This window comes from Pantoea folii, assembly GCF_056678875.1.
Window position 1 is genome coordinate 214,965 of record NZ_JBWXON010000007.1, and the last position, 12,217, is coordinate 227,181.

Consider the following 12,217-nt stretch of genomic DNA (forward strand, 5'->3'; position numbering starts at 1 on the left):
CTCGCTGACGTCATGATGACATGTTGTAAGAGTAGGTTTTTTTGGGAATATGTGCATACTGTGCGCTTTTTGATGGCCTGAGCGGTAGGCAAGTGCCTCATCGGCTCCAACAAAAGACAACTTATGAGCTCGGATAAGAAGCAGTCCCTTGGCGCAGTCACACTCGCCGCGATTGGCGTGGTGTATGGCGATATCGGTACCAGCCCGCTCTATACTTTGCGTGAATGTCTCTCCGGTCAGTTCGGCTTTGGCGTAGAACGCGAAGCGGTATTTGGCTTTCTCTCGCTGATCTTCTGGTTGCTGATTTTAGTGGTGTCACTGAAGTACATCAGTTACGTGATGCGTGCCGATAACGCCGGTGAAGGCGGGATCCTGACCTTGATGTCACTGGCCGGGCGCAATACCGGTGCACGTGCGACGGCGATTCTTGTCATCATGGGGCTGATTGGTGGCAGCTTCTTCTATGGTGAAGTGGTAATCACGCCCGCCGTCTCGGTGTTGTCGGCGATTGAAGGGCTGGAGATTGCGGCACCGAGCCTGGATGCATATATCGTTCCGCTTGCGATTGCAGTGCTGACGCTGCTGTTTGTGATTCAGAAGCACGGTACCGGCATCGTGGGTAAGCTGTTTGCGCCGGTGATGCTGGTGTGGTTTATCATTCTGGCCGTGCTGGGCGCGCGTAGCATCATCAGTAACCCTGATGTGCTGCATGCCATGAACCCGTATTGGGCGATGCACTTCTTTATCCAGTACAAAACGGTGTCGTTCTTTGCGCTCGGCGCGGTGGTATTGGCCATTACCGGTGTGGAAGCGCTGTATGCGGATATGGGTCACTTCGGCAAATTCCCGATTCGTCTTGCCTGGTTTATCGTGGTGCTGCCCTCGCTGGTGCTGAACTACTTTGGTCAGGGCGCGCTGCTACTTAAACATCCCGAAGCGATCAAAAACCCCTTCTTCCTGCTGGCGCCAGACTGGATGCTGATTCCCATGCTGATTCTTGCTACGCTGGCCACGGTTATCGCCTCGCAGGCGGTGATCTCTGGTGTGTTCTCCTTAACACGTCAGGCGGTGCGTTTAGGCTATCTCCCGCCGATGCGTATCGTGCACACCTCGGAAGAAGAATCGGGTCAGATTTACATTCCGGTGATCAACTGGCTGCTCTACTTCTCCGTGGTGATCGTGATTGTTGGCTTTGAGCACTCCAGTAACCTGGCGGCGGCTTACGGCATCGCGGTAACCGGCACCATGGTGCTGACTGCGATTCTCTGCTCCACGGTGGCAATTCAGAACTGGCACTGGAACCGTTATCTGGTGGTGCTGATTCTGATTGGCATGCTATGTATTGACGTGTCCTTGTTCTCGGCAAACCTGGTCAAAGTGTTCTCCGGCGGTTGGCTGCCGCTGACCCTGGCACTGATGATGTTTATCGTTATGACCACCTGGAAAAGCGAGCGCTTCCGCCTGTTGCGTCGTATGCATGAGCACGGCAATTCGCTTGAAGCGATGATCGCTTCGCTGGAGAAATCTCCGCCGGTACGCGTGCCGGGCACCGCAGTCTATATGTCGCGTGCCCTGAACGTGATCCCTTTTGCCATGCTGCATAATCTCAAGCACAACAAAGTGCTGCATGAGCGTGTGGTACTGCTGACGCTACGTACTGAGGATGCGCCTTACGTGCATAACGTGCGTCGCGTTACCATCGAACAGTTATCGCCCACCTTCTGGCGCGTGGTGGCGAGTTACGGCTGGCGTGAAACCCCGAACGTGGAAGAAATTTTCCACCGCTGCGGGCTGGAAGGTCTCAACTGCCGCATGATGGAAACCTCATTCTTCATGTCCCATGAATCGCTGATTATTGGCGATCGCCCGTGGTATCTGCGTCTGCGCGGCAAACTGTTCCTTGCACTGCAACGCAATGCGCTGCGTGCGCCGGATCAGTTTGAAATCCCGCCTAATCGCGTGATCGAGCTGGGCACGCAAGTCGAGATTTAAGGATTAAGCGCGTCACCAGCTCAAGGTGACGCGCAAGCCTTGAGGCTGCACATGGCTGAATGCAATGCGAATACCGTGCAGTTGCGCAATGTTTTTCACAATCGATATTCCTAAACCGCTGCCCGTTTGCGTTTGCCCCGGCGGTCGCCAGAAACGCTCACCAAGGCGCGCAAGTTGCTCATCGCTAACGCCTGATCCGTTATCTTCAATAATTATCGCCCGCGCGTTTAACGTGAACTGAATCTGGCTGCCCGGCGGCGCATAGCGCAGCGCGTTATCCAGCAGGTTACGCATCAGCAAATTCAACAGCAGAGGATGACCGTTCATCACCGGTTCGGCCTGTGCATGCAATTGCAGATCCATCTGCTGCGCCTCGGCCTGTGGAAAATGTTCTATCAGAAGCTTTTGCAGCAGCGGTGCCAGTGGCACCGGCTGAAATTCGCTGCGCAGATCGTCCGCTTCCACTCTTGATAGCGTTAAGAGTTGATCCACCAGCCGTGTGGCGCGCTGGATGCCGCTATCAAGCTGCTGCAATGCCCGTTTGCGCATTGCTTCGTCATCATCCGCCAGCTGAATCACCTCACTCTGCACACGCAGTGCAGCTAACGGACTGCGCAGTTCGTGCGCCGCATCGGAGGTAAAACGGCGCTCGCGCTGCACGAGTTGCGCCATACGGTGAAACAGCCCGTTCAATGCCGCCACCAACGGCTGCACCTCTTTGGGCAAGCGTGCTTCGTCGAGCGGTGTGGCGTCATCAGGTGCTCGCAACTGGAGTGATGCCGTCAGGCGCTTTAGCGGGCGCAATTCGAACCACACCAATGCCAGCAGCATCAGCAGCATAAAGGGCATGGCGTAAAGCCACGGCATCAAACTCGCCAGTGCCAGATCGCGCGTCATATCGTCGCGGTATTCCCACTCCTGGCCCACTACCACGCGATATTGTTTATCAGCAGAAGTCAGCCAAAGCAGTCGCCAACTCTCATCGTCGCCGCGCAGACGACCCTCGCGAAAACCGTCACGCTTATCATCAAACTGCATATCGCGCCCGTTCTCGCCATCGTTAAGCAACGGCTGGCCGTCCGCACGGAAAATGGCAAACGCCAGTGCATCATCATCCTGATCGCCGCGGTGATGGCGCAAAATGGATTTGGTTTTTGGCAGTGAGGCGGCGTGCAAGCTGGTGGGATCGAGTGACAGCAGGCGTTTGGCAAACAGCATTTGCTGGGTATCGAATAGCTCATTAACGGTGTCGCGGGTCTGATGCCAGGCACTGTAACTGGCCACTCCACCGCACAGCGCAATCAGCAGCACAAAGCCGATGGCGAGTCGTAGAAACAGACTCATTCTGCCGCACCGAGTGTATAACCCACGCCGTGAACGGTACGAATAAACGCTGTGCCGAGCTTTTTGCGCAGATGATGAATATGCACTTCTACTGCGTTGCTGGAGACATCGTCATCCCAGCTATAGAGTTTTTCCTCCAGCTGGCTGCGGGTTAGCACGCGACCTGGATTGCGCATAAACAGCTCCAGCAGCGCCAGTTCACGGCTCTTCAGGCTGATGGTTTCGCCGTCAATCCAGACGCTGTGGCTGCTGGGCGACATCACCACCTTGCCGTGTTTCAACTCGGGCTGTAGTTGTCCATGACGGCGGCGAATCAGCGCCTGTAAACGCGCGGCGACTTCAGCGAGCGCGAAGGGCTTACACAAATAGTCGTCAGCGCCTGACTGTAATCCTTGTATGCGCTGATCGAGCGCATCGCGTGCGGTGAGGATCAGCACGGGTACATCTGCGCCCTGCTCACGCCATTGACGCAGGATCTCCAGCCCATCGCGCCCGGGCAGCGAAAGATCCAGTACCACGGCATCCCAGGGTGCGGCCGATAAAGCCTGAAATCCTGCTTCGCCTGACACGAACCAGTCAACGCTGAAGCCGAGTTTCGTTAGCCCGACTTTCAGGCCATCGCCAATCAGCGTGTCGTCCTCGATCAATAATATGCGCATGTGTTTCTCCTTGAGTGCAAGAGTCGTTATACGAAGCAAAAATCCGCTTGTACAGCGTCAATCGCCGCAGATTGGCTATTTTTCGTGTTTTTTTACCCCTTAAGATCCTGTTAAGAACCCTATGCTGTAATAGCCTCCGTATCCCACACATTCATGGAACAGAGGTTAAAAATGAAAAAGAGTGCAGCGTTAATCGCGATTATTATGTTGGCTTCCACGCCGGTTCTGGCCGCACAACAGGGGGGATTTGTTGACCCGAGTGCGCCAAAGGCTCAGGTTCACGCAGGTGGCTTCCAGGCGGATAACACCAGTGTAGTGACCGTTAAGCAGGCTGAAGAGATGAAAGACGACAGCTGGATCACCGTGCGCGGTTATCTCGATAAGCAAATCGGCGATGAGGATTATCTGTTTCGTGACGGTAGCGGCAACATGAAAGTGGAAATCGACCATAAGCGTTGGCACGGACAGACCATCACTCCGAAGGATCAGGTTGAACTGACCGGCGAGTTGGATAAGGACTTTAATTCCATTGAGCTGGACGTTAAGCAGGTCCGCAAGCTGCCATAACACCCTTCAGAGCCGCTCAGGCGGCTCGCATCCACCACCAAACTCAAATTATTCCCGGCACAAGCGAAACGTTTCGATGGCGATCACATTTCCGTGATGACGTCATTGAGTTGCCGCGCGCATTTAATACACTCCCGCTCAGCGAAACGTTTCGCTGTGGAGTGGAAGAAATGAAAAAAGGTCGCTTGTTAAACGCTGAACTCTCTCATGTGATTGCCCGCCTGGGGCACACCGATACGCTGACGATTGCGGATGCGGGCTTGCCGATTCCGGCCGGACCACAGCGAATCGACCTGGCGTTGACGCCGGGAACGCCCGAATTTTTACAGGTGGTTGATGTTGTCACTCAGGAGATGCAAGTCGAAAGCGCCCTGATGGCGGAGGAGATCAAGCAACACAATCCGCAACTCCACAGCGCACTGCTCGCCGTGCTCGATGCCTTGCAACGGCACCAGGGGAATGTCATCACCATCCGTTACACCAGCCATGAACAGTTCAAACAAGAAACGCAGTGTAGTCAGGCCGTCATTCGCAGCGGAGAGTGTTCTCCGTATGCGAATGTCATCCTGAGCGCTGGCGTAACCTTCTGAGGTCGTTATGCAACCGTTATTGCAACTCAAAGGGATTGAAAAGTCGTTTCCAGGCGTGAAAGCGCTGAATGGCGCTTCGCTGGCTGTTTATCCGGGGCGCGTGATGGCGCTGGTGGGTGAAAACGGCGCGGGGAAATCCACCATGATGAAAGTGCTGACCGGCATTTACAGCATGGATGCGGGCTCTCTGCAGTGGCTGGGCAAGGATGTGGCTTTTTCTGGACCGAAAGCGTCGCAGGAAGCGGGCATTGGCATTATTCATCAGGAACTCAACCTGATTCCGCAATTGACCGTTGCAGAGAATATTTTCCTCGGTCGCGAATTTGTTAACCGCTTTGGCCGCATCGAATGGAACCGGATGTACGCCGAGGCGGATGCCTTATTACATCGTCTGAACCTGCGCTTCAACAGCCATAAGCTGGTGGGCGATTTATCGATTGGCGATCAGCAGATGGTTGAGATCGCCAAAGTGCTTAGCTTCGAGTCGAAGGTCATCATTATGGATGAACCGACCGATGCGCTGACCGATACCGAAACCCTGTCGCTGTTCCGCGTCATCAATGAACTGAAAGCGCAGGGCTGCGGCATTGTTTATATCTCGCACCGTATGAAAGAGATCTTCGAGATTTGCGATGATGTCACCGTGTTTCGTGACGGGCAATTTATTGCCGAGCGCGCGGTGAGCGATCTCAGCGAAGAGAGTCTGATCGAGATGATGGTGGGCCGTAAGCTGGAAGATCAATATCCGCATATTGATCAGGCACCGGGCGATATTCGTTTAACTGTTAAAAATCTCAGCGGGCCGGGCGTGGATAACGTCAGTTTTAACCTGCGCAAAGGGGAAATCCTTGGCATTTCCGGTTTAATGGGCGCGGGACGGACGGAACTGATGAAAGTGCTGTACGGCGCACTGCCTCGCAGCAACGGCACCGTTACGCTCAACGGTCGCGAAATTATTACCCGATCACCTCAGGACGGTCTGGCCAACGGCATCGTCTACATCTCAGAAGACCGCAAGCGCGATGGCCTGGTGCTCGGCATGTCGGTGAAAGAGAACATGTCATTGACCGCGCTGCGCTATTTCAGCCATGCCACCGGTAATCTGAAACACAGTGAAGAACAACTGGCAGTAGGCGACTTCATCCGTTTGTTCAACGTTAAAACCCCGTCAATGGAGCAGCCGATTGGCCTGCTGTCGGGGGGTAATCAGCAGAAAGTGGCGATTGCGCGCGGATTAATGACGCGCCCGAACGTACTGATTCTGGATGAGCCGACGCGTGGCGTGGACGTGGGTGCGAAAAAAGAGATTTATCAGTTAATTAACCAGTTTAAAGCCGAAGGGCTGAGCATCATTTTGGTGTCATCGGAAATGCCGGAAGTGCTGGGCATGAGCGATCGCATCCTGGTGATGCATGAAGGCCATCTGAGTGGCGAATTTTCCCGTGAGCAGGCTACCCAGGAATCCCTGATGGCGGCGGCAGTCGGTAAGCAACACAGCGAGGAGTTAGTTGTATGAGCACCCAAACCTTACCCGCCAGCCGTCGCTGGTTTAGCAAAGCCTGGCTGCTGGAGCAGAAATCGCTGATTGCGCTGATCGTGCTGATTGCCGTGGTGGCGAGCCAAAGCCCGAACTTCTTCACCGTTGCCAACATGTTCAACATCCTGCAGCAGACCTCGGTTAACGCCATTATGGCCGTCGGCATGACGCTGGTGATTCTGACTTCGGGTATTGATCTGTCGGTGGGATCGCTGCTGGCACTCACCGGTGCGGTCGCCGCCTCGATTGTCGGTTTGGAAGTGAATGCGCTGGTGGCAGTAGCGGCTTCGCTGGCGCTGGGTGCGGCGATTGGTGGTATTACCGGCGTGATTGTGGCGCGCGGCAAGGTGCAGGCGTTTATCGCCACGCTGGTCATGATGCTGCTGCTGCGCGGCGTGACCATGGTGTACACCAACGGTAGCCCGATCAACACCGGTTTCAGTGATAACGCCGATCTGTTCGGCTGGTTCGGTATTGGCCGTCCGCTGGGTATCCCAACGCCGGTGTGGCTGATGGCAGTGGTGTTCGCGCTGGCGTGGTACATGCTGCATCACACGCGCCTCGGTCGTTACATCTATGCGTTAGGCGGCAATGAAGCGGCGACACGTCTGTCAGGCATCAATGTTAACCGCGTCAAAATCATCGTCTATTCGCTGTGTGGTCTGTTGGCGGCGCTGGCGGGCACCATCGAAGTCGCGCGGCTTTCCTCTGCGCAACCGACGGCAGGTACCGGTTATGAACTGGATGCGATTGCGGCGGTGGTCTTAGGCGGAACCAGCCTGGCGGGCGGCAAAGGTCGCATTATGGGCACGCTGATTGGCGCGCTGATCCTGGGTTTCCTGAACAACGGCCTGAATCTGATGGGCGTATCTTCTTACTACCAAATGATTGTTAAAGCCGTTGTCATTCTGCTGGCGGTGCTGGTGGATAACAAAAGCAGCAAATAACTCTGACCTTCACACAGGACTCTATAAATGAAAAAGTTAACTGCATTGGCCGTCATCCTTGGCGCCACCCTCAGTGCTGGCGCGATGGCTAAGGACACCATTGCGCTGGTTGTATCAACGCTGAATAATCCGTTCTTTGTGTCTCTGAAAGATGGCGCACAGAAAGAAGCCGACAAACTGGGTTATAACCTGGTGGTGCTGGATTCGCAGAATAACCCGGCGAAAGAGCTGGCGAACGTACAGGATCTGACTGTGCGTGGCACCAAGCTGATGCTGATTAACCCAACGGATTCTGATGCCGTGGGTAACGCCGTGAAGATGGCCAACCAGGCCAACATTCCGGTGATCACCCTGGACCGCGTGGCGGCACAAGGCACCGTGGTGAGCCACGTGGCTTCTGACAACCGCTTCGGCGGCAAAATGGCCGGTGACTTCATCGCGAAGAAACTGGGCGATGGCGCAAAAATCATCGAGCTGCAGGGTATTGCCGGGACTTCCGCAGCGCGCGAGCGTGGCGAAGGCTTCAAGCAGGCTGCTGATGCGCACAAATTTAATATCCTGGCGAGCCAGCCAGCAGATTTCGACCGTACTAAAGGTCTGAACGTGATGCAGAACCTGCTGCAGGCGCATCCGGATGTACAGGCTGTATTTGCTCAGAACGACGAAATGGCGCTGGGCGCACTGCGTGCGCTGCAGACTGCCGGTAAAACCGATGTACTGGTGGTGGGCTTTGACGGTACCGCTGACGGTGTGAAAGCGGTAGAAGCCGGTAAACTGACCGCCACAGTGGCGCAGATGCCTGATAAAATTGGCGTGATTGGTGTGGACACTGCAGATAAAGTGCTGAAAGGCGAAAAAGTACAGTCGGTTAATCCAGTTGACCTGAAGCTGGTCACCAAATAAAAAACAAAGAAAAGCATGGCAACGCGCCACCGTCCTGGTGGCGCAACTTTCTGGATCACTCCCTATGAACACAAGTGCAAAACTGGCGGTACTTGGCAGCATCAATGCCGACCACATTCTGAACCTCACCCATTTTCCGCGTCCGGGCGAAACGGTGATCGGCAAACAGTATCAGATTGCCTTTGGTGGCAAAGGGGCTAACCAGGCCGTGGCGGCCGGTCGTGCTGGCGCGGATATCGCTTTTATTGCCTGTGTAGGTGCAGATGACATTGGCGAACGTATTCGCCAGCAGCTGCAGCAGGACCGTATTGATACTGCTCCGGTAGAAATCGTGGCAGACGAAGCCACCGGCGTGGCGATGATCTTCGTGAATGGCGAAGGTGAAAATAATATCGGCATCTATTCCGGTGCTAACGCGGCGCTGACGCCAGCCTGTGTCGATCGCCATCAGCAAGTGATTGCTGATGCTGAGGCCTTGCTGATGCAGTTGGAATCGCCGCTGGAAAGCGTGTTGGCGGCAGCGAAGATTGCGCGTGCCAATGCCACGCAAGTGATTCTGAATCCAGCGCCTGCCACACATTTGTCTGATGAGCTGCTGGCCTTAATCGATATCATCACACCGAACGAAACCGAAGCCGAAATTATGACCGGCATCGCGGTGAAAAGTGATGAAGATGCAGCACGTGCGGCGCAGGCGTTGCATGATAAAGGCATCTCTACCGTTTTGATTACCTTAGGTCGTCGTGGTGTGTGGTTGAGCGAGCAGGGCGCAGGCGTGCGTATTCCGGGCTTCACCGTGCAGGCTATCGACACCATCGCAGCGGGCGATACCTTTAACGGCGCCTTTATTACCGCGCGTCTGGAAGGTGTGGCAATGCATGATGCCGTGCGTTTTGCCCATGCCGCCGCCGCAATTGCGGTGACGCGTCCGGGTGCGCAGCCCTCAGTGCCGTGGCGCACTGAGATCGATAACTTCCTGCAGCAACAGGGTTAAGCCTTTGGCGACCATGAAAGATGTCGCCCGCCTGGCGGGCGTCTCCACTTCCACTGTTTCCCACGTCATCAATAACAATCGTTTTGTGAGCGAACAGGTGCGGGAAAAAGTGGATCAGGCAATCCGTGAGCTGAATTACGCGCCCTCCGCGCTGGCACGCAGCCTGAAAATCAACCAAACCCGCACTATTGGCATGTTACTGACGGCCAGCAGTAACCCGTTTTATTCAGAAGTGGTACGCGGCGTAGAAAATAGCTGCTACGAGCGCGGATACAGTCTGATTCTGTGCAATACCGAAGGCGATGAAGAGCGCATGAATCGCAGCCTCGAAACGCTGATGCAAAAGCGTGTCGATGGCTTATTAATGATGTGCACCGAGACGCACCTTCCCTCTGCGGAGATCCTCAATCGTTATCCGTCCGTACCCATGGTGATGATGGACTGGGCGCCGTTTGAAGGGCGTGGCGACATCATTCAGGATAATGCGCTGCTGGGCGGTGAATTGGCAACGCAGCATCTGATCGATCGCGGATACACGCGTATTGCCTGTATTGCCGGTCCGCAGGATAAAACTCCGGCGCGTTTGCGTCTGGAAGGTTTCCATAAAGCGATGACCAACAGTGGATTACCGGTGTTGCCCGGCTATGTGGTCGACGGTGATTTCGAATTTCAGGGTGGGTTTAATGCGATGAACCAGCTACTGACCCTTGAGTTGCTACCCGAAGCGGTTTTCACCAGTAACGATGCGATGGCAGTGGGCGTATATCACGCGCTATTCCAGGCGGGATTACGCGTGCCGCAAGATATCGCGGTTATGGGTTATGACAATATCGAACTGGCACGTTATCTCACACCACCGCTTAGTACCATCCATCAGCCCAAGGATGAACTGGGCGAACTGGCGATTGATACGCTGATTCATCGTATGAGCGATCCAGACGCCAGCCAGCAAACGCTGGTACTGACGCCGGAGCTGGTGGAACGCGGTTCGGTTTAAGCGGTTTTCTTCTTTTTCTCGCGATTAGCAATCAGATTGCGGCCATCGCCGGGACGCAGCATCAGGAAAGCAAACGCGGACAGCACGGTGATCACGCCCATCGTCAGGAAGGTGGCGTGGAATTGCTGCACGGTTGTGCTCTCGAAATCCTGATAGAAACGCAGTACCGCCGCACTGACGGCCACGCCAAAGCTGATCGATACCTGCTGCGTTACGGCCAGCACGCTGTTACCACCGCTGGCATTCTCATCATTCAAATCGGCCAGTGTGATGGTGTTCATCGCGGTGAATTGTGTCGACATCGCCATACCTAATACAAACAGCGCGGCTAACAGCATTAATACACTTTCACCCGGTGTTTGCAGTGAGAAGCTGGCGACAAGAATGCCGATGATGATGGTAATACCGACCAGCGTTTTACGATAACCGAAGCGACGCAGCACTTGTGTCACGGTGGATTTGGCTAATAGCGAGCCAATCGCCGTCGGGCCCATCATGCATCCGGCAATCAATGCGGGATAGCCAAAGCCCACCTGTAACATCAACGGCATCAGGAACGGAATACAACCCGTGCCCAGACGTGCCGCGATATTACCAATGATGCCGACCGAGAAGGTTCGGGTCTTAAACATCGGTAAGTTGATCAGCGGTGCAGGATGGCGGCGTGCATGCACTATATATAGAAGCAATAGCGCGACACCGGCTAACAGCACCAGCACCGCCTGCCACGGCGACACGATACGCTCTCCGAACAGTTCGATACCGACGGATATCAGCACCAGACCTAAGCCAAACAGAATGAAGCCGCCAAAATCAAAGCGGCGCTTAGGCGTGGTGAAATCCGGCATATATTTACGTGCATAGAAGATGCCCGCGATGCCGATGGGAATGTTGATCAGGAATATCCAGTGCCAGCTGGCGTAGGTGACCAGCAAGCCACCGAGCATCGGCCCCAGAATCGGTCCGACTAATCCCGGCATGGTCACAAAGTTAAGTACCGGCAGCAATTCACTGCGTGGATAAGCACGCAACAATGCCAGGCGCGCGACCGGCATCATCATCGCGCCACCAACACCCTGGATAATGCGTGAGATAACCAGCATGCTCAGCGAGCCCGAGAGTGCACAAGCTAAAGACCCCAACGTAAATAGTGAAACGGCCACGATAAAGACTTTGCGCGTGCCGAAGCGATCGGCCAGCCAGCCGCTGACCGGGATCAGCATGGCGACAGTGAGCGTATAGCTGATCACAGCAGATTGCATGGCAAGAGGGGATCGGTCGAGACTGGTGGCGATAGCAGGAAGCGCAGTATTGAGGATGGTGGCATCGAGGGCTTGCATGAAAAACGCCATTGCGGCGATCCAGGGCAAGCCGGCCATACTGCGCGCGGAGCGAATCATTGAAAGTCCTTCTTTAATAATTGTTCAGTCTGCAACAAAGAAAACGGCGTTGGACTAACAGAATAGCATTGGTGCTTATACGCGTGACGCTGATTTGTGCCGCCAAACGGGCGCTTTTGACTGATTATTGATCGAGAAATGTCTGTTTTTAGCCTGTTCGGTTAAAAAAGTAGCGCTCAGTCAATTTTTTGCAATAAACCCTTGTCAGCCCCGAATAACTCCCTATAATGCGCCACCACTGAGACGGCAAAGCGGCAACGCAGACGGCTCAGCAGGGAGTGAAGAAA

General features: G+C 54.8%; 11 protein-coding genes. 8 read left to right on the forward strand and 3 right to left on the reverse strand.

Annotated elements, in window-relative coordinates; all coding sequences use genetic code 11:
- Positions 1-123 precede the first annotated feature (123 nt).
- Positions 124-1,992: a low affinity potassium transporter Kup gene (gene kup / locus AC1MDE_RS10985; RefSeq protein ID WP_034830061.1), complete on the forward strand. Its 1,869-nt coding sequence runs from the start codon at positions 124-126 to the stop codon at positions 1,990-1,992.
- Positions 1,993-2,004: 12 nt separating this feature from the next.
- On the opposite strand, the gene qseC is transcribed toward kup, so the two are convergent.
- Both qseC and qseB read right to left on the reverse strand, forming a co-directional pair.
- Positions 2,005-3,336 carry a quorum sensing histidine kinase QseC gene (qseC, locus tag AC1MDE_RS10990; RefSeq protein ID WP_058961690.1) on the reverse strand — a complete coding sequence of 444 codons (1,332 nt, stop codon included), beginning with the start codon at positions 3,334-3,336 and terminating at the stop codon, positions 2,005-2,007.
- Positions 3,333-3,995 (reverse strand): quorum sensing response regulator transcription factor QseB, encoded by a 663-nt coding sequence (gene qseB / locus AC1MDE_RS10995; RefSeq protein ID WP_058961689.1) that lies wholly within the window; start codon positions 3,993-3,995, stop codon positions 3,333-3,335. Before qseB ends, qseC begins: the two co-directional genes overlap by 4 nt.
- A gap of 171 nt (positions 3,996-4,166) precedes the next feature.
- Between qseB and AC1MDE_RS11000 the strand changes: the two genes are divergently transcribed.
- From AC1MDE_RS11000 to rbsR, 7 genes are all read left to right on the forward strand, one after another.
- Positions 4,167-4,562 carry a YgiW/YdeI family stress tolerance OB fold protein gene (locus AC1MDE_RS11000; RefSeq protein WP_034830066.1) on the forward strand — a complete coding sequence of 132 codons (396 nt, stop codon included), beginning with the start codon at positions 4,167-4,169 and terminating at the stop codon, positions 4,560-4,562.
- A gap of 170 nt (positions 4,563-4,732) precedes the next feature.
- Positions 4,733-5,152 (forward strand): D-ribose pyranase, encoded by a 420-nt coding sequence (gene rbsD / locus AC1MDE_RS11005; RefSeq protein ID WP_034830068.1) that lies wholly within the window; start codon positions 4,733-4,735, stop codon positions 5,150-5,152.
- Positions 5,153-5,159: 7 nt separating this feature from the next.
- Positions 5,160-6,668, forward strand: coding sequence for a ribose ABC transporter ATP-binding protein RbsA (gene rbsA / locus AC1MDE_RS11010; RefSeq protein WP_034830070.1), 1,509 nt, complete (start codon positions 5,160-5,162; stop codon positions 6,666-6,668).
- Entirely contained in the window at positions 6,665-7,636 is a 972-nt protein-coding gene (rbsC, locus tag AC1MDE_RS11015) for a ribose ABC transporter permease (protein ID WP_034830072.1), read from the forward strand. The genes rbsA and rbsC overlap by 4 nt, the downstream gene beginning before the upstream one ends.
- Positions 7,637-7,663: 27 nt before the next feature.
- On the forward strand, positions 7,664-8,539 hold the full coding sequence (rbsB, locus tag AC1MDE_RS11020; RefSeq protein ID WP_034830075.1) for a ribose ABC transporter substrate-binding protein RbsB: 876 nt from the start codon (positions 7,664-7,666) through the stop codon (positions 8,537-8,539).
- 64 nt (positions 8,540-8,603) lie between these two features.
- Positions 8,604-9,533, forward strand: a complete 930-nt coding sequence (gene rbsK, locus AC1MDE_RS11025) for a ribokinase (protein ID WP_479414852.1) — start codon at positions 8,604-8,606, stop codon at positions 9,531-9,533.
- Between the two features lie 13 nt (positions 9,534-9,546).
- Positions 9,547-10,530, forward strand: coding sequence for a ribose operon transcriptional repressor RbsR (rbsR, locus tag AC1MDE_RS11030; protein WP_097118537.1), 984 nt, complete (start codon positions 9,547-9,549; stop codon positions 10,528-10,530).
- Here rbsR and mdtD read toward each other — a convergent pair.
- Entirely contained in the window at positions 10,527-11,930 is a 1,404-nt protein-coding gene (gene mdtD / locus AC1MDE_RS11035) for a multidrug transporter subunit MdtD (protein ID WP_034830079.1), read from the reverse strand. The two genes, rbsR and mdtD, sit on opposite strands and share 4 nt — an antisense overlap.
- Positions 11,931-12,217 lie beyond the last annotated feature (287 nt).